This is a genomic window from Veillonella parvula (assembly GCF_032577575.1).
In the GTDB taxonomy this organism is placed as follows: Bacteria; Bacillota; Negativicutes; order Veillonellales; family Veillonellaceae; genus Veillonella.
Genome location: NZ_JAWFVO010000003.1, coordinates 155,925 through 179,277, shown reverse-complemented (window position 1 = coordinate 179,277; position 23,353 = coordinate 155,925). Strand labels below are relative to the sequence as shown.

Below are 23,353 nucleotides of genomic sequence, written 5' to 3'. Positions count from 1 at the left end.
CGTCTCTTTTATTCTAATATAATTATCTATAAATCATAATTTTACTTACTTTATCGCCTTTTTGTTCAAATTGTATGCCATGCATCATATCCGTACGATAGCGATATTTCCCATAAAACCATCGATTATTAGAGTCTACTAAATCAGGTCTACCGTATACATTAAGGACTTTTCGCATGGAGTCGCCTACGGCAATGCCTCTATGTGTTGTGGCATCACGATTCTCGATCATCATATAGGTAACAACTGACTCTACACCATCCATTTTAAAACTCCCAAAGGTAACACCACCATAGGTGAGTCCTCTACTAGTTTCTTCAGTAGGCTGCCCCAAACTTGCTTTCACACTATCAAAGGTATTACCTAATGAAACACCAAGAACCATCATATCCTCGTCTGGTAAGTTAGCACCTACAAGTTGTCCTCCCGCATAATGAGTATACTGCTCAGCTTTCGGCCAATCGTAAGACTGTTTCGCTGCATTTGTTTCAAGGCGATCCCACGTTTTGCTCAACCAACTTGCATCTGTCACATAACTATAACCACTTACCAATTGCAGGCCGATAACAAGCCCCGTAATCATGTATTTTCTTTTCATGTTCTCTCTCCTGAACGATTTTATAAACAACTGAATTACATTTTATCTTTACTTTGCATACGGATTACTTTATTCCGCAGTGTCTCAACATTTGCAAAATCAGAATATTCTACCGTATTACGCAGCTGAATATGAGAATATGGCGTAGCCCCATCAATATAAACTAAGCTCATTATATATACATTCTTGTCATCACGTAAGAATCGATGCATTAAAGACGTTTTTCCTGGTTGATAGTTATCTACTAAAAGACTAGGAACGCCATTATTCCAAACAGATGCTGATTGAATAGGTACATCACCTATGATTTGACTTTCTGGCTTTATTTCCGAAATCTCGTCAATAAATGAATAGATATATTTATCATCTACTTTTACAGGTTTCTTAGCTACAATAAGTCGGATACCTGATCCACGATAGTCTCTCATTTCGGCAGAGTCCTTTAACGATTTCTGTGCTATTAGTTTGAGCCCTTTAGGAATACGATATGTGAAATTATCCCATTGAATACTTTCACTATAATGATCCATGTCATCTAACGATCGAATCGACGGAATTACATAATTACTCATAACGTGCTCGAGCTTGCCGGTAACAGGCTGATTTTTGTAGCTAAGACCTACCATATATTCTTGATTCGGTTGATTAAATAAACCAACTACAGCAACCATAGCAGGCGTATTCTCACCGAAAGACTCAGTTTCAATAGCCCATTTACCATGTGTGATACCCGGATATGTAAACTCCCCTTTTCGCTCTGATTTTAATTTGCCTAATGCATCATCATAATTCTGTTTTGTACCAATCGCAAAAAATATGGAATTCTCTCTTACAATAGATAAACGTTCACCATCACTGCGTTTTGGGTAATACTTACTTGCTAATAGTAGTCCAGGAACAGATGCCCGAATGTTATTACGCTCATCATGCAACAACACAACTGCAGACTCATTAACAAGTAAGTCCATCAACTTCTCCGAATCGCTTGCTATCTGATTGACTTCATCTCGTGTTAGTCCCCAGTCAGTTACATACATGTCCATGCGTTTTTTAGATTCAGAATGTAATTTTATAACATCACTAGCTCCTACATTGCTCAAGCTACCGGCCCGATAGTTTTCATAGGCATTGGCAGGGATATTCGCATCTGCCCCTGGTATAGGTGGCTGTCCTGCTGGCACTTCTATCTGTACAGCGCTTACATTCATGGTGAAAGCAGCTAGTACAGCCATGATAATCAAACTTTTACGTAACATAAAACCCTCTCTTTTTTCTCTCACATTACAACATAAATAAGCACAACCTTATTAGCATAAGTATACTATGTAAACAAGGCTGTGCCTATTATTAATAATTTTATAATTTAGTATATGTATGATATATCTATAATTGGTATATATAAGGTTTATCTCCATTTGACGATATATCCCTTTATCCCTATAATATAAGTAGATAGTCAGACGAGTAGTGACGTCAGGCTCATCTCACAAACAAATAACATGTAGAAATGGCCTTTTCGTTTTATCTAATTTCCGAAGAAACGAAGGGCTATTTTGCTATTTCTAAACAAATAAGCGCCACAAGTGCTCCACTAATAAAAGCCAAGCTATTTTTAAATATGAATAGCTTGGCTTTTGCATTGTGTAAATAAGTTAAGAATATATCAGAAATCCAATATGAGTGTTTAGGAGCTTTTAAGAGCTAATGAAGAATCAGTCCAGTAATGATCAGAACCGGAGCCAAGTAAGAGATACAAAAATAACAATAGCTAAAACAATAATAGTGCCATACATTAATATCCCTAGCTTTATAACAAAATCTATACTATAAAAGATAAATGTCCCCACTAAAGATTGGTCTTTCAAAGAAAAGTACCAAGCTTTCACTCTATAATAAATTTTTGGTTTATCAAACGCTGGATATAGTTTCTCATGCCACAAAATAAGCCACGGTAAAACCCAAATATTCCCAAAGGTAAATATCAATACTGGCAAATAATCCCTTAATGGATATGCTTCTAATACATATCGATCATAGAGCAATGTATAGAAAGCCCAAATAGAGATTCCCCAAATAAGTAAAAGCACAAGCTTTATTAGGAGTCCAAAAACAAGTTTTATCTTTAATCTATGTTTATTCACTGTTTTAACCACTCTAGTGCCATACATAAATATTACAACTCATCATCATAAGATAGTCCAAAGATCTTTTTATAGATCAAATTAGGCAATTTATATTTTTCATCACCAAATTCAGCAGGTAGAATCATAGCTTTTAGATTTTCTGCATATATACGTTGTTGGCGAATTTGTCCATTATTGTAATAGGTACCGCCATCATTAACGGTCCCTGTAATTCCTGAACTTCCTTGCTTTGCACGCCAAATAGAGATATATGGGGTCTTATCACCTTGTTTTAAACTTCTATCATGATCATTAATCAAATGGCGCAAAGAACGATCCATTTGGTAATCGTATTGTACTGAAAGTCCTTGAATCATATTCGCAGCAGGCATGGAAACATAAATGACGGCTTCAATACGACGATGGCCATTCGGCGCCGTTACAGACTTAACAGATGAAAGATCCAAATATTTTCCATCTCCTCTTCCAGAGTCAGCACTCGAATCGATGTGTTCAAATCGTTCTGCGTTTAATAAGTCAGCTTGTGATACGGCTTGGATTTGCATTGGCAACACGAGGCAGCTTAGTAACCATAGTGAAAGTAAATATATGCGTTTCATCATCCACCTCATTGGGCCACAATATCATCAAAATGCTGCTGATATACAGATACAAACATAGCATCCGCTATATCATATATAATAGTATTATTACGGTTAAGTGGGACCTTACGCGTATCGTTTACATAATGCATTGGCTTTGTCGCCCCATCAAATGTATATCTCGCTACATCTACCCCTGTCATAGCTAAACCAGACTTACTTTCACTAGCCTCAATCAAAGCCAGCATAGACGGGCTCGGATTCATGATACGAGACGAATGAATAAGTGTCGCTAACGAATAGTTAGTATCATAATCCACGGTGAGCTGTCTCTCATTGATGATAGATTGATAAGACGTATCCATCACAATATAGTAAGTCCCGCGCAAGGAATACTGTGGCGGTGCATAGCGTAGGGCCTCAATCGAATAAGTGTTTAAATAGATATACAAGCCACCACTCTCTATGGGCCCATTCATCGACTGAGAATAAACAAGCTTAAACTGTGGCGACGTTTTCAATTCCTGATAAGTAATTGCCTCTGTAGGCATGGTGAAAGCCAGCAACACAAGAGCTAGTATCAAAATACGTTGAATCATAAAAACCTCTCTCAAAAAATGAATCTTGTCTCTCAATAAAATAAGCACAGTCTTATTAGCATAAGTATACTATGTAAATAAGGCTGTGCCTATGATTAATAATTTTATAATTTAGTTCCTAATATATATACATTCTCCAACGTTCCAAGAAACTCCTCTTTGTATTTTCCCCAGTTTTTATGGATAATTAAACTATACTTGATATATGCACCGCAAGTAGTAAGGGTGATTTAGTATGAATCTCTAGATAGTGTAAATTTTTGGAGGTGTCATATGGATTCTCTGACTATTATTTGGTTTATTGTTTGCGCCTATTTATTACTAAATTTATTAGTCGGCGTGTATTGTCATATTCGTGTAAAAGATAGTACTGACTATCTACTCGCAGGTCGTCGTATTGGGGTTCTTATGACGGCAGGCACATTAGCAGCTACGGAAATCGGTGGTGGGAGCACCGTAGGTGTAGCAGCGAAAGCGTATGGTTCTTGGGGTTTGTCTGCAGGTTGGTACGTAGTATCTGCAGGGATTGGTGTTATTCTCGTTGCTTTCATCGCACCACTCTTGCGGCGTGCTATGGCAACAACCGTACCGGAGATCATCGGCCGTCGTTTCGGCGCGTCTAGCCATCTCATTACTTCCATTCTGTCCATGCTGGCAACAATTACACTAGCAGGCGTACAGATTACAGCAACTGCAACCATTATTAGCGTTCTCACCGGACTTTCAACAGAGCTCGCCATCCTCATCTGTGGCGCGGTACTCGTAATTTACACCATGTCCGGCGGCATGTGGAGCGTAACGATGACGGACGTAATCCACTTCTTCGTTCTCGTTGGGGGCTTCTCCCTCGCGGTACCGTTCGTCTTACACAATGTGGGCGGCTGGGAGTCGGTAGTGACAAAATTGCCACCTGAACAGCTAGGCTTTACAAAGGTGGGTTGGAAAACCATCATCGGCCTTGTCATCATGTATTTCATGACCTTCTCCACTGGGCAAGAGTCAGTTCAACGGTACTTCGCAGCGAAAAATGAAAGAACGGCCGTTCTCGGTTCTATCATTTGCGGGATTATTATGGCTCTATTCGCCTTTGTTCCTGCCGTATTAGGCCTCGTAGCATTGGCTGAATTCCCGAACATCGAAGCGAACAATGCGGTGGCAACGGTAGCGCTTAACCTCATGCCTCCTATAATGGCAGGCTTCGTTATGGCCGCGGTCGTGTCGGCTACGCTTTCATCAGGCGCAGGCGACCTCTTAGGCGCCGCAACTGTATTTACCAAGGATATTGTGGAACATCATTTTGGTAAAAGCCTCACCGATGCACAGCTCACTAGATATAGCCGTCTATGCGTGCTATTCCTCGGTATCATCGCCATTATCATCTCCCTCGTAAGCAAAGCCATCATTCCGATGCTCGTATTTGCTTTCACAATGAGATCCGCTGGCCCATTCGCCGCATTCCTATTGGGCCTCACGTGGAAAAATGCAACAGCTGGCGCTGGCATTTGGTCCATCATGCTCGGCTCCATCGCAGGCGTATACTGGGAATTCGTTGGCAACCCATATGGCATTATGTCCATCATCTTCGGTTCCATCGTCAGCCTCATCGTCTTTGTCGCTGTGGTATTTATTGAAAGATCCATGGGTAAACCACCGGCTCCACCGGCTATACCTGATGATGTAAAAGAAGTATAATCAATTTGTTATAATCTGTCACTTAATAATAGACTTAAAAGTGCTATAAAATTACAATTATAAAACCAAAAACTCCTATCGGTGAAAGCCAATAGGAGTTTTCTCATTTTACAATACCATCATCAAACTGTATGCCATACACGTGTTCATCATAATTTGACGATATATAATAACCTTACTATAATATAAGAAGATAGTCAGACGAGTCGTAACGTCAGGCGCATCTCGAAATTGAAAAAAGATTAGGAAATGGCCTTTCAGTTATCTAGTTACACTAGGCAACGGAGGGCTATTTGTCTTTTGTGAGACAAATAAGCGCTATTAATGCCCCAAAGGCAATAACAACCGTTATTACCTGTAATAAGAGCATGATTATTTCATAATCACTCATAGGCTTATCCCTCCCTTCGATGACGAAGAGAGGCCCAACCTCATCTGACTATCCTAAGTTTATTATATAGCGAACTAATATACGATACAATAAGGAACGAATAATAGAAATATACAGATAAATATATAAGGAAAGCCCATCTTAGGACGGGCTTTTTAGTATTCATAGGATAGTGATTTATTTATATTTTTGTAGTACTCGATCTGCAAATTGAACGGCTAGACCAAGGTAGTTATGAGGGTCCAACATATAGTCGATTTCTGCTTCTGTAAAGGCTTCCGTAACCTCTGGTTCAGCCATCAAGGCATCTTTCATTTGTGCTTCTTCTTCATAGGCTTTCATACATGTACGGTAAACAATGGAATGTGCTGTCATACGGCCCAAACGAGGTGCCAAATGCATCATGATACATTCGCTCATCATCAAGCCACGTAGTTTGTATAGGTTTTATTCCATATGTTTTGGATATACAATAAGATTTTCTAATACGTCTTTAGATTTTTCTAAGGCAGCAGCCAATAATTCACAGGCTCTTGGAATGGATTCCCATTCTGTTAATAAACATCCCCAATCGCGTTCATTTTCACAGATCATGGCTTCCGTAATACCAGGAGCAATAGTACGTACGCTACGACAAACAGCGATAATGTTTTCTAATACTTGAGGATTACGTTTATGTGGCATGGTAGAGGAACCAACTTTACCCATGAAGAACGGTTCTTCTAACTCAAGAATTTCGGTACGTTGTAAGCTTAATATTTCATGAGCGATGCGGCCTAATGTACCTGCACATAAAGCTAGTGTACTAGCAAACTCTGCTTGGCTATCACGAGCAACATGCCAGGAGATAGTCGGTTGACCGAGCCCCAAAATTTCCATCATGCGTTGTTGTGTTTCTAAGCCTTTTTCTGGTTGTGATGCTAATGTACCAACCGCACCAGACATTTGCCCCACAAATACACGTTTTTCAATCTCTTCTAACCGTTGAATATCGCGCCCCAATTCATCGGCCCATACGGCTACTTTATAACCTAATGTAATCGGCAACGCATGAATAACATGAGTACGACCACACATAATGGTATCTTTATATTTTTTTACAAAATTAAGTACATGTTGTTGGCACAATTTCATATCTCGTAAGATAATTTGGTATGCCTCTTTCTCTTGCAGGATAAGACCTGTATCGACAATATCTTGGCTTGTGGCTCCCCAATGGACATATTCGCCTGCATTATCTGGCAGGATTTCTTTGAAAGCTTTCAACAAAGGAACAATGGTAATAGAGGATTTATAAAACTCGCCAATCTCGTCAATATTAAGAGCCTTAGCATCAGCATACTTAACGATATCTTCAGCTTGAGTTTTAGGAATCACACCGAGTTCACCTTGTGCCTGTGCAAGAGCTGCCTCGGTATCTAACCATTTCTGTACAAGATTTAGATCGCTAAATACACGTCTCATTTCATCAGTACTAAATAATGCCCCAAACACTTTACTATCGATTACTGTGCTTGCCATAATATGCGCCTCCTATTCTCCAACTACATCATCGAATTGCACACCATACACATTCATATATGCGGTTTGCCAAGAGTATACCTAATGCAAATTATGTTGCTTGAATCACTATACTTTATTATACATCTTATCATTAAATTTAATTATCAGTACTCAAAAATAAATCCGTTTAAGAATACTAATCTAATACAATTGTACATATTCATCTTAATTTGATGATATACCTTTATCTCTATAATATTAAAAGATAGTCAGACAAGTCGAAACATCGAGCGCATCTCGAAATCGAAAAAAGATTAGTAAATAGCCTTTCAGTTATCTAGTTAAACTAGGTAACGGAGGGCTATTTGCTTTTTGTAAGACAAATAAAGGATACTAGGGATCCCAAAGCAATGACAATAATCAGTTATAAATAGTGAGTGAAACCTCGTTACCACCAAAGAAAATAAATTCACCATGACCAATAGAAAATGGCAAATGATATTTATCCTTTGAAAGCTCCCCAATCCCATACACACTAAATAATAAATATAGTTACTTAATATATTATATATTATAAATATCACTTATTTTATTTCAATAATCCACCCTTCATTCCAAGAGAGAAAGTAACGAAACCTTAAGTATTTATAATACAAGACAATTAAACCCTTAGATTATACATAAGGCACTACCTACAATAATAAGGTAGTGCCTTTCTGTCCCCTAAAAGGGATTATTTAATTTAACGCCTTAGTGAGGCAAGAAGTTACCTTGTCAGAAATGTCGAACTGTTTCCGTCCCCTAAAGGGGATTATTTAATTTAACAGTGTCCCTGATGCCTATTACATCCAGTGTTAGCACTATATGGCGTTTCCGTCCCCTAATGGGGATTATTTTATTTAACTATCAATTTCTTCGGACTCCACTATTCTATCCGAGAAATATAGTTTCCGTCCCCTAATGGGGATTATTTAATTTAATCGAACGGGCAAGTCGACTGGGAAGCAGAATACGAAAAAGTCCACGGGTCTCCGTCCCCATCAGGGGATTATTTAATTTAACAATTATGATCCAGAATTCGTTAATGGATGGATTATCCCATTGTTTCCGTCCCCTAATGGGGATTATTTAGTTTAACTATTAGTACAAGAGATTTCCATGTTAAGAACGCCAATCACTTGTTTCCGTCCCCATCAAGGGATTATTTAATTTAACCGGTAAATCGCCACCATAAGAGCGAAACGAAAAGAGCGGTAAATGTTTCCGTCCCCATTGGGGGATTATTTAATTTAACTAAAACAGCTTACCTAAAATTGAACTTACGTGATGGCGATACGTTTCCGTCCCCATTGGGGGATTATTTAATTTAACTTCAGCAATCAAGAGGAACGCAAGAGATAAAGACACATGGAATAAGTTTCCGTCCCCATTGGGGGATTATTTAATTTAACACCTGTAGCCATGTCGATAATTTGCCAAACTGCGTTCATAGGGGTTTCCGTCCCCATTGGGGGATTATTTAATTTAACGCCATATTTACTTAACAAACGTTTGAGTACGGTTTTGATGGCCAGTTTCCGTCCCCATTGGGGGATTATTTAATTTAACATTCTCAAATTTTTAATAAAAAGGAGTTTTGAAATGAAAATCTGTTTCCGTCCCCATTGGGGGATTATTTAATTTAACAAGCGTATTCTGGTTACTCTATCGATTTTTTACCAGAAGAATGTTTCCGTCCCCATTGGGGGATTATTTAATTTAACATGTAATTTAAACTATCGTTTGGATAAATGGAAGAGTGAGGTTTCCGTCCCCATTGGGGGATTATTTAATTTAACTGCTCTTAGTATTTTAAAACGCTTGAATAGTTATTTTGAGTCGTTTCCGTCCCCATTGGGGGATTATTTAATTTAACTCGTATAGTCGCACTATATATTAATTCATCTTATTGTGATGAGGTTTCCGTCCCCATTGGGGGATTATTTAATTTAACCCTGTCTTTGAAACAACAGATATTTACTGGTTCCAAAACACAAAAAACGGCGGAGATTACAAATTAATCCTAAAAAGCACTTTAGCAAACTAAAATAACACTGTTAAACAGCACCATTATAACAACGGCGCAGATTTAATTTCTCAGGAGTTAAATTCTAGACCCATTATATCATATAGGGAAATAGATACTACAATAATAGAATCATCAATACAAAACATCAAATCCTGAAATACTTTTACCAATATTAATGATCCTATTATTGTTAATTACACCTCTACATCGTAACAGTATTAATCGAGAGTAACTGTTTATATTTAAAGAATGATGCAGTCTTGTTCCTTACGTTCTCCAATCCCCCAAGTATAGATATTTATAATGTCATCAAGGACATAGACTCGTAAGGAGTCCTCTATAGGATTAATCATCTTGCTAGCTCGCCGCATCATAGCATCATATTGCTTCCTATTAAGCAATGCTTCAAATGCAGATTTTTGGACACGAACGCCATAACGTTCCAAGCATTTAACAAGACGGTTACGCGTTTTGTTATCCACCACATCATAGATAACTAGGACGATAAACTTTTTCATATCAGTGAATCTCCAATGGCGTATACAAATCTACATCTTCGTGTATAATTGCACTAGCAAATTGCTTACACTGTTTATAGATAGATTCACGATAGCTTTTACAATCATCAATATATTGATTTTCAGAACGAATTTTCTTATTATAGGCCATTAAAAATGCCTTACGCCCCTCTGCTGTCAGGTAGCAACCTTTATCAGAATTATCAAATTCAGATAAATCTACCATATTACGGCTCACCATAGATAGCACCATAGAATCTATAATTGGCGCCCGCCATTCTTCAATTAAGTCAGATGCGAGGGCTGGATGACCTTTAGCTAGGCTATGCATGACTCCTACGAATGGATGGAGACCTGCATTAATAACACCAGCTAAGATTTCATTAAACAGCATGCTGTAACCTAATCCGAGCATGGCATTAAACGGATCTCGAGGCGGTTGTTTTGTACGTTTTGTAAAAGCAAAGGCAGATGGCACAATTTTACCGAGTGCTTCAAAATAAAGACGACTTATCAGCCCTTCATACCCCATGAGTTCAGATACACGCATACATTCACCAATATGACTACGTACAGATTTAATATTCGCAATCTGTACATCTATATTGATATCCTCTTCCAAATTACGTGCGTAGCGGCGAAGAATAGTCAGCTGATTACGCACCTTTGCCCGAATAATTTTACGTGACATAGCCACTCTAAATGCATTATCATCTAACAGATCAAATTGCTTCTTATGTTTGTTAATGTCAATAGTATTCGTATTGATTATAGTACCAAAATACTTGCCATAACCAGATAGCCATGTAATCGGTACGCCACGTTCAATAAAATCAGTTACCAATGAGCTTGTTATAGATACTGAGTCAAAGACAGTAATATCTTCGATTCGCTCTAAAGGAACCTCGAACAATACCTCATTATTACGACCAACTACAACATGACCACCGTCACGCTTGATAAACGATCCTGCTTCTGTAACATATAAGGATGACATATAGTCGCCTCCTTTTATACAAATGAATACGCTAAGGAATCAATTTGGGTCTAAAGATGATAACGATTGAATTTCTACAGCAGTACAAATGTCTTAGCCTTCACATCGCCGCCAAACACTACTAAGAATTAAAGCTCTCTTTTTTCATTATATATTCATTTCCAATTTAATCCAATAGAAAACTACCAGATTTATACAAAAAACCAGTATATTCACTAAAAAGAATATACTGGTTATATTTTTGTACTCATATGAGTTTTTGAGATAAAAACCGACTCCTAGTGGGGATTATCTTTTTAACTTGTACCGTTGGCGAACACTAAGGGTATTCGTGGTGGCGGGTTTCCGTCTCCTAATAGGGATTATTTTATTTAACTGGTGAAGGTCTATATCAATTAGTTGATAAAAAAGCTGAAAAGTTTCCGTCCCCTAATGGGGATTATTTTATTTAACACGTGAAAGGCTTTAAATACATGGTTGCCACTGATAGCAAAGGGTTTCCGTCCCCTAATGGGGATTATTTTATTTAACTGTATACACTGGGATGTATGATACGACTCAGGTAAATCCAATAGTTTCCGTCCCCTAATGGGGATTATTTTATTTAACGTACAGCCCAACTAGAAGCGGATATGCAAGCCTTATTGAAAAAGAGTTTCCGTCCCCTAATGGGGATTATTTTATTTAACACGGTTTAACAGTACGTCTGTTCACAGATAGAATGTACATTTGTTTCCGTCCCCTAATGGGGATTATTTTATTTAACACCAACACCTTGGATGTGTAATCTGGGACGATACTCAGAAAGATGTTTCCGTCCCCTAATGGGGATTATTTTATTTAACGTGTATTTACAAAATAATCAAGGCGAATTTTTAATATATGAGTTTCCGTCCCCTAATGGGGATTATTTTATTTAACATCTTGAATGTTCGCAAGTTATCGAATTTTATTACTAAAAAGGGTTTCCGTCCCCTAATGGGGATTATTTTATTTAACAATACTGGATATACACAAGTAATCCTGAAACACCATGATAAAGAGTTTCCGTCCCCTAATGGGGATTATTTTATTTAACCCTGTCTTTGAAATCACAGGTATTTACTGATCGGAAAATGAAAAAAACGGCGGAGATTACAAAACCGACCTAAAAAGTACTTTAGTCCACTAAAATAACGCCGATAAACCGCACCATTATAACAACGGCGCAGATTTGGTTTTCCGAGTTTTAAATCTAGCTATATTATACCATAAACAAAAGAAATAGAACCATTGGCATTAGTGAGATAACTCTATCAATATATCAAACTAAAAATAATGGTTCTATTAATATACTATAAACGTTAATTGCTGTTGCAACCTAATCACTGATACTTGTGGTATGCTTGAAGCTTACTCGTTTCAATACCGTAAACGGTAAGTGCTGTTGCAACAATGCCAATATCAGTACAGGCAATACAGATGTCGGCAAGTTTCAATACCGTAAACGGTAAGTGCTGTTGCAACCCGTAGATCCATTCTTCGGTCTACGTTGGTTATCAAAGTTTCAATACCGTAAACGGTAAGTGCTGTTGCAACTGGCCAAATCGTTGATTGGAGTGGCCGTCCTGATGGGGCGTTTCAATACCGTAAACGGTAAGTGCTGTTGCAACTAGGAGATTTTATGGAAGAAAAAGTTTCTTTATTAGAAGTTTCAATACCGTAAACGGTAAGTGCTGTTGCAACGATGCAGTAGCTGAATCTTATGATGGCTACTATTATGGGTTTCAATACCGTAAACGGTAAGTGCTGTTGCAACTATATTATTATTGTGAATATATGATGAGAATATTTAATTTAGTTTCAATACCGTAAACGGTAAGTGCTGTTGCAACTCAACTCCGACAAACCAAAATACTGCTCTGATTGTATGTTTCAATACCGTAAACGGTAAGTGCTGTTGCAACCTTAATTGTAGCATCAATAACTTCATTGATATTATGCTGTTTCAATACCGTAAACGGTAAGTGCTGTTGCAACATGGCGAAACTATGAATAGCATCATAGAAGATGCTAATGTTTCAATACCGTAAACGGTAAGTGCTGTTGCAACAGCAGGCCTCAGTAGTCCAGTATTCATGGGGCTTAAAAATAGGTTTTGGCAAACCTCACACCGTAAACGGTCAGATTGAGCTCCCATGGGATTAAAAATGCCGATGAGCATAGGTAAATACTGGTGGTAAATGATTTTTCTAATGTTACAGTAATTATAAGGTTTTTCAGATTTTGCGTCAATATTTAATTCATTTTCTTTTCATTATATTTTAAGGAAATACTATTAATAAAATTTTGATAGTTATTTTTTTCGATATACAGTTTAAACAAAAGAACCCTCCTAACATTTTGTTAAGCGAGTTCTTTTATTCTTTAAGGCATAAAGATAATAACTATATAGTTATATTTTAGGCTCATAACCTCAATCTATAAATAAAATTTTGTATGGAAATCTTTATAAAAATAGGTATATAGATTTTTCTATATAGTCTCTACTTATACATATAAAATACATACTTATCTAATGCTTTTTTATATTCTTCTATGGTGTCATAGGTCACGGTACTATCTTTAATCCAATCTTCAAATTTCAGATCTGGTCCACTATAACCAAAGTCTTTGTAGGTCTTCCATATGCCACCATGTTGTTCTTCGTATTGTTCCCAGCGTGCTTCGCCAAAAGAAGCCATGGAAAGAGCTTTGTGATAGTATTCTTTTGCTATTTCTATATTTCCTAACGTTTCATTAACTTGAGCTATTATATAGCAATCGAAGAAAGGCCATGTATATCCACTAGGTGCATCCTCCATAGGTTCTTTCTTATTAGGAAGAGCCATATCAAATTCTTTTTTATATTTCTCGGCTCGTTGCATATCTCCAAAATGAACAGCTAGCTTAATCATATAGTTAACACATAGCTCATAGTCATTTATGCCATAAAAAATAGGTATATAGTCCTGTTTTTCCCATTGTTCTGCCAATTCATTCCAAAATTCTTTATCAATATCATCTAAGTAGAACGCCCACAACGCTTTCACCCATAAATAGAAATCTCTATTAGAATAATTTTCACAATATTTACCATCTTCACCGTATAACAGTATATTCTTTTGTACTTTGTAATCTGAATCTATCCCTAATATTGGTGGATACAACTCTTTAATATAACGCTCATAGCCAAGTTGATTATTTGTTTCTATGTAATAATGTAGCAATGCATAGAGTAAATGTTCTATATTAAAAGCATGTTCTGGATCGTCTAAATTCTCAAAAATAGAATCTATATGTTCTTTATACAAAACTGGATCCTGCTGTTGTATAACCATTAAATCTTGTAATATTGGCTCTATTCTTTCATCTCCTAAACAAGCATAGGCTAGTGCTCGATACCACTGAGATATGCGAGATACTTTCACTAAATACTCAACTTGCCAAGCATCTGTCGCAGAAATTTGTACCTTTGCAAGTTGAGCATCTAACTTGTCTACAATCGGTAAAATATCGGCATACATGCGTCTATTAAAAGCATAGCGACATGCATCAATCATACAATAAAATGTACAGCACAGGCGAACGTCTAGAGTTAGTACAGTTGCTAAGTCTTGCTGCTTATAGATGTCTCGTCGATTTATCTTTTTTTCACATATTTCCTCAAAAATAGACTGCACTGCCTCATCATAGGTGAGTATAAAGTTAAGATACTCCTTACGCTGCTCATTTTGAGGAGATAACTGAACTAACAGTTTCTTTCGTGTGAGGTCTTTTACAAGGTTATCAAGTAAAGGTCCTACAAGATATTGTTTCTCATAGCCGATTACCCCATCGTCATAGGATGGAAACTCATCATTATAAACGTTAAGAATCTATAAATAATCATGTATAACATAAGCATCTAATATTTTATCTACCCAAATATTACATTCATCATAAATGGATATGCTAAAACATCTATTGTTAATCATAAAACACTTATGTAAACTACAACACATCTCACAGACAAATGGATCCTCTGTTAAAGCAGCTAACTGTTCACTCTCTGTATCACCTTCCATTGCTTGTACCATGTAAGCACCAAAGGCATCAGCGATTAATAGGAACTCTGTATTAATTATCGTAGGTTCGTCCAGGGTATAGGTATTGGGAATTGAGGAAACCGACAATGGAGATGGTACTGCTTCACGCTCGAGATCTTCCAAAATCTGTTGAACTGTTGTGACAGATAAAGGGGTATCAATATGAAATGCACCGTCTAAATAACCAAAAAAAGCATCTGGTTCAAAGAAGGCCTTTAAAAAATATCTAAGCATATGATCGAATATATACTGAGCCTCCTCTTTAGAAGATTGATGTGTTGGGAATAGCATATCCCTACCTCGATAGCTTTTATACATAGGATAAATAGTATAATATCCATCACGAGGTTCAGATAATAATGATTCCCCATTATAGGTACCATGACTAATAAACTCTGGCAAACAATTGATAACTTCTGTTCGCAACTCCTCTATAGGCTTTCCCCAGTCATTGTAAAGTGCTTTTACAAAAGCACGAATACGTTTACGTTCTAAATCATACCTTTCTCGAGCTGCCTCCACATCCTCTTGTTCATCTTCTAAGAAACATCGATCTGGTACATAATAATCCAAAGCAAGCAAAAATGTCGTTGTTTCCTTTCCTTCTATGGGTAGAAACAACGATGGTCGAATCGCATTAAATATACCTGTTGTGCTTAAGGTTAAAAATCTCATAAATCCTCCCTATGCATAATACTACATAATAACAAACTCTCTTTATACAAACGTTTTAATATATAACAACCAATTCCTATCATTGTCAAATCCTATTTCTCTATTTACCACATTCTGCAACTGATTCCACAGCCATTACGGTCAATCCTAGATTCCGAAGATAGTTAATAACCTCAGGATTGTCTTCGTGAAAGCATAAGTCCTCAGGCTCACAACCAAAGAGTACACAGAAATCCTGTACAGCATGGGCTACATCATCCTCTTTTTTATTGCTAAAGCGAATCGCTCTATATTCGGTAATCTTATGGTATCTTAGTAACATACGCACCCGTTCAGGATTGGCCACAGTCCACAGGGCACAACGTTCACTACCATAGGTAACAAGCACACGTGCTACAGATTCGTTCAGCTGAGATACCTCTAAATGGCGTTCTACATAGTCCTGTTTGAGTCTAGTAATATGCATTACTTCACCCTTTGTCAGCTGAGGATACCATTCCTGCACAATTTCACGTGTGATGCGTGGCACGACCTTACGAGGTTCTAAGTCCACACAGGCAAAAGCATGTACATAGCCCGCTGTATTAAGTTCGTCGGTGAACACCAAGGTGTTATCTACATCTACAATGTGAAACATAAGAACCTCCTTTAGTCATAAAAATATTAAAATAGTTTTTGCTGTGCCTCTAATGCAGGATTCACAAGGCTTACGAGGTCATCCACCATTACCGAGCTATATCCTGCCGTACCGACTCCACTTGGATTTGTCACCAATTGTTTTGCTTTTTGCTGTGAAAGTAGGCTACGGTTCAATTTCATCTCAAGTACTTCGCCATCTGTCGTTTCATCATACATGACACAGGCTAGATGTCCATAAGAGTGTGCTTTGCCCATAGCATGACGGGAGCCACTATCTCCATCTCGGCCTTCATAGCTAGCGATGAGCACTACAGCCTTGGCAAATAACGCTTGCAACCGATCTCGCTCTACATAACGATTAATCGCTTCATGACGACTGCGCGGCCCATTGTAGTATTCAGAAATAACAAGACCACCTTTTTCGATAATTTGATGGGCCATGTCCCGATGGTCTGCCGGTGAAATAGCATTTAATGGTGATGGCAAGATGGCAATCGTCTTTCCTCCACGTTCCATACATACCGTATGTCCGATGGCATCACAGCCTTTAGCAAGGCCGCTTACGATATGTTGGCCATGATGGACTAAATACTCAACAATCTTGCTTTCACGAGCAATGAGATTTTCATTAGGCGTCGTATAACCGATGACCGCCACATTACGATTTAAATCACCTAGTAAGGACAAATCCCCCTTGTAGAACAAGAGATACGGACAATCCCCTTTAGGGGCGCTTTCATTAATAACTGGAAACTCCGCATCAAAGCAGCATACTGCACCGTCCATCCAGTCCATGTCATCTACCGCTACGGATAGTTCATGCACTACATCATCGATGTTGGGAATTTCGCTCATCATGGCGAGGAATTCATCCTCCGTTTTCCAAGTATCGTGAAAGCTCTTTCTAGTTGTAATGCGGCTCGTCGTATTATGGACGGCCCAAATTTTTAAAGCTATCGGTGAAATATTCATATTATGCCCCTTTTCTATAAGAAGAACGACGGTAGGTGTATGCAACGGCGTAGAATACAACACGAGCTGCGCCCGCATCATATAATGCCTGAATACAATCCTCATCAACGTTCACTGTTTTTGTATAAATATCATCAATTAAAATAACCGTTTTGCCTCGAACTGCATCGGCGTCAATATGACAAGTGTCATTTGTAATGCCCACATAGGGCTCGCTACCGCAATTATCAAAGCCTGGCAAATTTTTATGAATATGTGTTGTCTTCGTATTTGTATGTCGCATAATACAACCGATGCCATCTCTGATACCTGAGTATCCGTTGGCCTGTAATATTCTGACACACTCTTGCACCGCATCGCGGAAGCCTAACTGGTTAGGTGACATAAGGGCTTTAGATCTAGGTACAACGGCAACAACCGCCTCCTCAAGCTTTTCAGCCTTCATGATATCGGGAATATCCCTTTTTACTCTATCATACACTTCCTGACGGGCAGATTTTAGGACACTAGGACAATAGTTGTTCAATGTATTTTTTAAGGTATTAAGAAAATCAGGATTTCCTGGCTCACGAAAGCGTAAATACAAGTCACGATAATAACCAACACAATCACGAGATAAATATTCATTGCTAGATAAAGTAAAACGTCTAATTAACTGTTCCATAAGAACCTCCATGTGTAAAAACTACATATAACAAAATTTCAAACTATACAATAAAACAAACAACACTTACAACTATAAGACCAATCAAACAATCATCAAAAAATAACAACACCCATCAAGAAAGAAACCATACTATCAATTAACACAAACATTAAAATTACTGTTAAACCTGTGAGGCGAGCATCGCTAAATTTTAAACCGTTAAAGACGGCCTCAAAACCCTAAAGGGTTCATGTGTGTAGAAAGGAGAAATTTTATTTTATAAAAGGAGAAATATCATGCTCATAGGAGGTAAAATGATTACTCGATGCTTTACCCCTCAGGCTTAACTTGTGTGTTCATTATACGAGTAATCCAAAAATGGAGATAATCAAAAAAACTAGGAACAAAAAGAAGCCTCAAAGACATCTATAACAGATGCCTTTAAGGCTTCTTTCATTGAGAGTAACTATATCTATGCTCCCATAGAATTTAGTTGTATGGACTATATGTCCTATTTGTTTTGTAATGTAACACGTACTTGACCAAGACTTTGGCTAGATAATCTACCTATGCCACTGTGCTGACCGAAGAGTGCCAAAATAGTAATGAGTTGGTTTTCCTCTTCTGTAAGTTTAGAAATATTAAAGGTAAACTTGCCTACAAAACCAGTAAGGCCACGATCACGACCATAAAACACGCGTTTTGTATGACCTTCCCAGCGTTCAAGAGTAACCTTCTCAACGACCGTCCGTATTAAATCCTTATTTAATGCATCGGTCATATCACCAGCATTCCATTTGTCTACAAGTGAGGAAAAAATAAGACTTACTGTAGGAAAGGTTATATCTCCATGTGTCCCATTAAAGGATGTAGGCATCATAACTTCAAAAGTAATACGTCTCACCTGTTTTGCAGAAAGGCGCCGACTGATGAGCTCCAGTTCATTATCTACTTTCAACGGTAGATTAAACGGTGCCCCGTAACGAACCCCTACAATTGTAGTTCGTAGTCTACCAAAGACTACTTCTAAGCCCTCAGATATACCTTCTACTAATCCCCATAACTCACTATGCCATACAGAAACATGTAAATATAAGATATCCCCACATCGAATGATATTATCTTGACGAAGCTCTTTAAAGGATAATTGTAGTGAGAAAGGCTTTATTCCTTCCATATCATGCCACCATGTAGCCTCATCTGCATCTATATGACTAAGAATAGAGAAGAGTGCTGCATGTAGATATCGCCCAGGAAAGGCAGGCAAGCTGCCTCTATTTTGAGCTTCTAAAGCAATAGTAACTGTGCCTAGCATTATTTAGACCACTTTGCGATGAAGGATTTAGGTGTATCTAGCTTGCTACGGTATTTGATACGAGGATCCATTTTATTATTCTTAATGGTCATCATAGAAATACCATCAGTCCAGTTTTTAGCTGCATTTGGACCATTAGCAATATTCCAATCTAGCATCATGAACAAATCATCTAGCATCGCTTTATAAGAGGATATGTTAGAACCTAGTACATTATCGCGATACTGAGTGAAAGAATCTACATACTCATTAGGAGTAGTTGTGCTATCTCCAGTATTCCAAGTATCACCACCGAATAGGCTGCCATAGCGTTCTTTACTATCGAAAACCGTTACAGCAGACTCTAGTTTAATACTACCAAAACCGATGGATTTTCCCATACCAAGTTTATAGTATGTACGACGATTACCGCCAGAGTAATGATCTAAATCTAAGGACATCAACAATGCGCCTAGCTCAACGCTGCTTAATCGGTCAAAATGAATGCGGCTTTTAAAGGTAACGCCAGTATCAACTGGACGAATTTTACGAGTACCTTTAATGGCTTTTTCCTCTTCTGTACGAGTCCAATCTTTTACTTTTGCTAACGGTTGATGCCAGTACATTTTATAACCGCGAATGGATGCCCCTTCATGCCCCCAATGGTTATAAGTGGAGTGATTATCTACATCTTGCTCTAAATACAATTGAAAGGATGTTGGATTAGGCCCCATCAATGGATGTGGGTAATCAGATTGGCACATTCTCACAGGTCCCACAACATGAGCATCGGAGAAGGATAAGCGGCCAGCCCAATTATCGCCATAGCCAAATACACTATCACAAAGATCCACACCATTATTATGTTGCTCTAATGTAGTTGGTAAGTGGTCGCTAATTTTCAAGTCATATGCAATACGATAGAATCGACCATGACCAAAATGCTCTACAATACCATCTTTTTCAGAGAAGAAACATGGTACTACAAACTTAACATCATTACAACGAGTATAATTCTTGGCTGCATCACCAGATTTACCGACTTTTTTATCCAATAGATTTAATGTACCACGGTTTTTATCGTCTTTATAACTGTCGATACATTCTTGAAGAATCGGAATGCGCTTACCTTCAAAATTACCAGGTCGAGTAATACGCATATAAGACATTTTAGAATTCATTCTACCAGTATGGATGTTTACATACTGATCCGTCCAATCAATAGACGGAGTATTTTTCTTCTTCTGCATTTCATAATCGTCAGAATAAGACATTTTTCTAGATTCACTAGGTATAGCAAAATAGTTATTATCTACAGTCTGAATGATAAAGCCAGGTGTCGCTTTTGTAGCAGCCTTTTCTTCACCTTTTGCATTTATTTCCTTTCCCACCATACGAGCAGCATAGTATTCTTTGAGGGATTTAATAGAGCTTGCAAAATCACGGAAATAAAGATATCTATCTTCGAAATCACCAAGACCCGTTCCCCGTTGGTATGGTCTAAAGCTACTAGCTGTAACAATCTTGAAGATTTGTTTTACCATACCTTTAAGGCTTGTCCCCGGAATTGTAGGATTATCTTGGCCACCATAAAATTCAAGTGGTGTATCCTCGTCTTGTTTAGACGGTCCACCAATGAATAGAGGTGTTTCAGTTGTAATGGTAAGGTCTATATAACCTGTATGTATATCAGCTTGTTGTACATGATCACAATAAGCCTTCAACACGTCTTTCGTAACTCCTTCAAAATGACCATTGTAAAACTCAGCTGGAATTACATGCTCTGGCAAGCGTACAAAATTATACGCTGCACTTGCTGGCTCACTTGGGTATTTGCTGTTACCACCACTACGATTACCGCCTTGATTATTGTAGGAATTATTATAGCCACCAGAACGATTTTGCCCACCACCACGATTTCCGCCAGAATGTCTTTCATTAGCTACTTTTTCAACATCCATTCCTGGATTATTTCGTGCAAAGAAGGCCGCACTAGCAGCATGTCTATTTTTACTTTTACCTTTACCAGCCATACTAGACCTCCTTATCTACGATTTTGACATATCGATAATCTGTATAGCTCGCTTGATGATTATCTAAATAGCCAATGTAATTGCGTGTCGTTAAATAACAGTATTGTTTTGTTGTGGACACAGGGATAGTTTGTGAAAGTTTACGTCCTGTATCAACTAAGTTTGTAAATCCTTCTGCTCGGTTCAACTGAGTACGACCTGCATCAACTTCACCAATCATACGAGAGGAAGAGTCAACAAAAGTTACAGGTTCACCAGCTTCATCGTTAATATAGCGATATACAATCTCACCATGTTGTATAGTGAGACGCAACTCTTCTGTTTCATTAAAGATACGCATATCTTGTAGATACGCCAAGTCTACGTCAGTTGTACCATCAGAAAATTGGAAACTACCTTGCTTGTAATAGCCCCATTTAACTTCATGGACAGACCAAGTAATAACTAGGCCCTCTTGCTTCATGTATTCATTTACTACAGCTAGTACGTTCACATTAGCTGTAGGGCCGCATGTACCGCTAGTACGTGTATATACACCTTCATGGCTATGTAATTGTTTACTCATGAGTGCCCTCCTTAGCTAACATTGTATCTTCTGTAGATTGATGTAACGCTTGAACCAAAGCTTCAAGTTTAGTAGCTTCACCTTCCGTAACCTTACCAGTATCATCGATACTATAACGTTCACCATGATATTGAGCCGTAACAGAATTACCTTTAATGCGGCCATAACCGATTGTACGATTAGCACCCAACGTAATTTGACCTGTCATAAGATCTTTCACAAGGAGTAGCACAAGGCCCGCTTCACTATCACTACAGTCTTTAACAGTCATACACAATGGGAATACTAACTCTTTACCTTTCCCCTTACGTACAGGATGGTCTTGGAATAAAGCACCATTCATGGCACCGCCTGTAAAGCGGTCCATGCGAATGCGAGGTTGCTCCTCTTGTGTAAAAGATTTATCAAAGTAAACTTCATCTACCATAACACGACCTTTACGGCTTTCATTGGTTTTTTCAATGCTATAGCCAAAGAGTGCATCCACCGCTTGATTGCTACGGCCTAATACCTGTAGTATACAGCTACAATGGTGACGTAATACGCCCTTAATTGATGTACCTGGAATAAAGAGAGCCACGGACTTATCTTCCCAAGCCTCTTCGAAGATAGATTTAATAAGAACAGTATCTTCTAAATAGCATTCCATATCTATAACAAGGTCTTTTTCAGCAATCATGCGTTGCTCAGGAATAGCAACAGATGTACCAACTTTGCGTAATAACCACGCTTTTACATGTTCTGGCTTAGTGAAGTCATAATGCTCTAAAGAAATATCTTTACATGTTATGCGACCTAAACCATTCACCGTACGAGCACCAATGGAGATGCCGTTTTTAAGTAGATTAGCTAACGCTACAAGAGCTCGCTCAATCTTATCCGCTTGATTTTCGTGGCATTGACGAATCACGCAATCGATACGCAATCGACCAGTCGCACCAGACTCGATGACTTCGAAGTCATATTTTGCGCCATCTTTAGTGACACCACGCACATCGTCTATACAGATGCCATCACGAACGACAATATTTGTATTATCTAATGGAATATCATTGATCTGTAATGCGCTTTGTGTACCTTTGTCATCAATGGAACCAAATAATACATCTTCAGATACAGGTTTAAGGCCTTGAATCGCTTGGCGCAATACGCCTGCTAAGGATGTCCCAGGAATGAATGGTTGGCCATCGTGATAGGTTACTACAATATCGTCTACAGTATCATTTAAAATATCATTACTAACACCAGCTCGAATAACGAGAGGGCTTGTGAGTTTGACAGTACCAGTTAGAGTGTACCGCCCTATTACACTTGCAGAGTTTAACATACGAC

General features: G+C 38.1%; 19 protein-coding genes and 1 CRISPR repeat array. Of the genes, 1 reads left to right on the top strand and 18 read right to left on the bottom strand.

The genetic code is table 11. The features are described 5' to 3' along the window. Window positions 1-22 precede the first annotated feature (22 nt). From E7K77_RS06610 to E7K77_RS06590, 5 genes are all read right to left on the bottom strand, one after another. Window positions 23-598 carry a TonB-dependent receptor gene (locus E7K77_RS06610; protein WP_325306216.1) on the bottom strand — a complete coding sequence of 192 codons (576 nt, stop codon included), beginning with the start codon at window positions 596-598 and terminating at the stop codon, window positions 23-25. Window positions 599-633: 35 nt separating this feature from the next. Further along, window positions 634-1,854, bottom strand: coding sequence for a hypothetical protein (locus E7K77_RS06605; RefSeq protein ID WP_205112610.1), 1,221 nt, complete (start codon window positions 1,852-1,854; stop codon window positions 634-636). 471 nt (window positions 1,855-2,325) lie between these two features. Continuing rightward, window positions 2,326-2,739: a hypothetical protein gene (locus E7K77_RS06600; RefSeq protein ID WP_288566146.1), complete on the bottom strand. Its 414-nt coding sequence runs from the start codon at window positions 2,737-2,739 to the stop codon at window positions 2,326-2,328. A gap of 32 nt (window positions 2,740-2,771) precedes the next feature. Further along, window positions 2,772-3,341 carry a hypothetical protein gene (locus tag E7K77_RS06595; RefSeq protein ID WP_004698206.1) on the bottom strand — a complete coding sequence of 190 codons (570 nt, stop codon included), beginning with the start codon at window positions 3,339-3,341 and terminating at the stop codon, window positions 2,772-2,774. A gap of 8 nt (window positions 3,342-3,349) precedes the next feature. Then, on the bottom strand, window positions 3,350-3,922 hold the full coding sequence (locus E7K77_RS06590) for a hypothetical protein (protein WP_316591494.1): 573 nt from the start codon (window positions 3,920-3,922) through the stop codon (window positions 3,350-3,352). Between the two features lie 273 nt (window positions 3,923-4,195). Between E7K77_RS06590 and E7K77_RS06585 the strand changes: the two genes are divergently transcribed. Next, window positions 4,196-5,614, top strand: coding sequence for a sodium:solute symporter family protein (locus tag E7K77_RS06585; protein ID WP_325306218.1), 1,419 nt, complete (start codon window positions 4,196-4,198; stop codon window positions 5,612-5,614). A 568-nt stretch (window positions 5,615-6,182) separates the two neighbouring features. Here the strand turns inward: E7K77_RS06585 and E7K77_RS06580 are convergent. The 13 genes from E7K77_RS06580 to E7K77_RS06520 all read right to left on the bottom strand — a co-directional run bounded on the left by E7K77_RS06580 (window position 6,183) and on the right by E7K77_RS06520 (window position 23,348). Beyond that, entirely contained in the window at window positions 6,183-6,428 is a 246-nt protein-coding gene (locus tag E7K77_RS06580; RefSeq protein ID WP_325306219.1) for a hypothetical protein, read from the bottom strand. Window positions 6,429-6,452: 24 nt separating this feature from the next. Further along, window positions 6,453-7,526, bottom strand: coding sequence for a class-II fumarase/aspartase family protein (locus tag E7K77_RS06575; RefSeq protein WP_325306220.1), 1,074 nt, complete (start codon window positions 7,524-7,526; stop codon window positions 6,453-6,455). 2,292 nt (window positions 7,527-9,818) lie between these two features. Continuing rightward, window positions 9,819-10,094 (bottom strand): CRISPR-associated endonuclease Cas2, encoded by a 276-nt coding sequence (gene cas2, locus E7K77_RS06570; protein ID WP_060919607.1) that lies wholly within the window; start codon window positions 10,092-10,094, stop codon window positions 9,819-9,821. 1 nt (window position 10,095) lies between these two features. After that, window positions 10,096-11,091 carry a CRISPR-associated endonuclease Cas1 gene (gene cas1, locus E7K77_RS06565; RefSeq protein ID WP_325306221.1) on the bottom strand — a complete coding sequence of 332 codons (996 nt, stop codon included), beginning with the start codon at window positions 11,089-11,091 and terminating at the stop codon, window positions 10,096-10,098. A 1,398-nt stretch (window positions 11,092-12,489) separates the two neighbouring features. Further along, a CRISPR array of direct repeats spans window positions 12,490-13,183; the repeat unit is 35 nt; unit sequence GTTTCAATACCGTAAACGGTAAGTGCTGTTGCAAC. A 433-nt stretch (window positions 13,184-13,616) separates the two neighbouring features. Then, window positions 13,617-14,792, bottom strand: a complete 1,176-nt coding sequence (locus E7K77_RS06560) for a hypothetical protein (protein WP_325306222.1) — start codon at window positions 14,790-14,792, stop codon at window positions 13,617-13,619. Window positions 14,793-14,987: 195 nt separating this feature from the next. Next, window positions 14,988-15,872 (bottom strand): hypothetical protein, encoded by an 885-nt coding sequence (locus tag E7K77_RS06555; RefSeq protein WP_325306223.1) that lies wholly within the window; start codon window positions 15,870-15,872, stop codon window positions 14,988-14,990. Window positions 15,873-15,972: 100 nt separating this feature from the next. After that, window positions 15,973-16,509 (bottom strand): hydrolase, encoded by a 537-nt coding sequence (locus tag E7K77_RS06550; protein WP_325306224.1) that lies wholly within the window; start codon window positions 16,507-16,509, stop codon window positions 15,973-15,975. A 26-nt stretch (window positions 16,510-16,535) separates the two neighbouring features. Continuing rightward, on the bottom strand, window positions 16,536-17,483 hold the full coding sequence (locus E7K77_RS06545; RefSeq protein WP_325306225.1) for a DNA-processing protein DprA: 948 nt from the start codon (window positions 17,481-17,483) through the stop codon (window positions 16,536-16,538). 1 nt (window position 17,484) lies between these two features. Next, entirely contained in the window at window positions 17,485-18,147 is a 663-nt protein-coding gene (locus E7K77_RS06540; RefSeq protein WP_325306226.1) for a phosphoribosyltransferase, read from the bottom strand. Window positions 18,148-18,640: 493 nt separating this feature from the next. Next, on the bottom strand, window positions 18,641-19,444 hold the full coding sequence (gene cas6, locus E7K77_RS06535) for a CRISPR system precrRNA processing endoribonuclease RAMP protein Cas6 (protein ID WP_325306227.1): 804 nt from the start codon (window positions 19,442-19,444) through the stop codon (window positions 18,641-18,643). Beyond that, a complete protein-coding gene (locus tag E7K77_RS06530; protein ID WP_322352812.1) occupies window positions 19,444-21,456 on the bottom strand; it encodes a TIGR03986 family type III CRISPR-associated RAMP protein in 2,013 nt (670 codons plus the stop codon). Before E7K77_RS06530 ends, cas6 begins: the two co-directional genes overlap by 1 nt. A 1-nt stretch (window position 21,457) precedes the next feature. After that, window positions 21,458-22,021 (bottom strand): type III-D CRISPR-associated protein Csx19, encoded by a 564-nt coding sequence (gene csx19, locus E7K77_RS06525; RefSeq protein WP_325306228.1) that lies wholly within the window; start codon window positions 22,019-22,021, stop codon window positions 21,458-21,460. Then, the gene (locus E7K77_RS06520; RefSeq protein WP_325306229.1) at window positions 22,014-23,348 is read right to left on the bottom strand and encodes an RAMP superfamily CRISPR-associated protein; all 1,335 of its coding nucleotides are present in this window, start codon (window positions 23,346-23,348) and stop codon (window positions 22,014-22,016) included. Before E7K77_RS06520 ends, csx19 begins: the two co-directional genes overlap by 8 nt. Window positions 23,349-23,353: the final 5 nt, after the last annotated feature.

Coding starts and splice junctions, on each gene's coding strand:
- E7K77_RS06550 (WP_325306224.1), bottom strand. CDS start 16,509: ATGTTTCACATTGTAGATGTAGATAACACCTTGGTGTTCACCGACGAA.
- csx19 (WP_325306228.1), bottom strand. CDS start 22,021: ATGAGTAAACAATTACATAGCCATGAAGGTGTATATACACGTACTAGC.
- E7K77_RS06555 (WP_325306223.1), bottom strand. CDS start 15,872: ATGAGATTTTTAACCTTAAGCACAACAGGTATATTTAATGCGATTCGA.
- cas6 (WP_325306227.1), bottom strand. CDS start 19,444: ATGCTAGGCACAGTTACTATTGCTTTAGAAGCTCAAAATAGAGGCAGC.
- cas2 (WP_060919607.1), bottom strand. CDS start 10,094: ATGAAAAAGTTTATCGTCCTAGTTATCTATGATGTGGTGGATAACAAA.
- E7K77_RS06610 (WP_325306216.1), bottom strand. CDS start 598: ATGAAAAGAAAATACATGATTACGGGGCTTGTTATCGGCCTGCAATTG.
- E7K77_RS06595 (WP_004698206.1), bottom strand. CDS start 3,341: ATGAAACGCATATATTTACTTTCACTATGGTTACTAAGCTGCCTCGTG.
- E7K77_RS06520 (WP_325306229.1), bottom strand. CDS start 23,348: ATGTTAAACTCTGCAAGTGTAATAGGGCGGTACACTCTAACTGGTACT.
- E7K77_RS06540 (WP_325306226.1), bottom strand. CDS start 18,147: ATGGAACAGTTAATTAGACGTTTTACTTTATCTAGCAATGAATATTTA.
- E7K77_RS06530 (WP_322352812.1), bottom strand. CDS start 21,456: ATGGCTGGTAAAGGTAAAAGTAAAAATAGACATGCTGCTAGTGCGGCC.
- E7K77_RS06545 (WP_325306225.1), bottom strand. CDS start 17,483: ATGAATATTTCACCGATAGCTTTAAAAATTTGGGCCGTCCATAATACG.
- E7K77_RS06590 (WP_316591494.1), bottom strand. CDS start 3,922: ATGATTCAACGTATTTTGATACTAGCTCTTGTGTTGCTGGCTTTCACC.
- E7K77_RS06580 (WP_325306219.1), bottom strand. CDS start 6,428: ATGATGAGCGAATGTATCATGATGCATTTGGCACCTCGTTTGGGCCGT.
- E7K77_RS06605 (WP_205112610.1), bottom strand. CDS start 1,854: ATGTTACGTAAAAGTTTGATTATCATGGCTGTACTAGCTGCTTTCACC.
- cas1 (WP_325306221.1), bottom strand. CDS start 11,091: ATGTCATCCTTATATGTTACAGAAGCAGGATCGTTTATCAAGCGTGAC.
- E7K77_RS06575 (WP_325306220.1), bottom strand. CDS start 7,526: ATGGCAAGCACAGTAATCGATAGTAAAGTGTTTGGGGCATTATTTAGT.
- E7K77_RS06585 (WP_325306218.1), top strand. CDS start 4,196: ATGGATTCTCTGACTATTATTTGGTTTATTGTTTGCGCCTATTTATTA.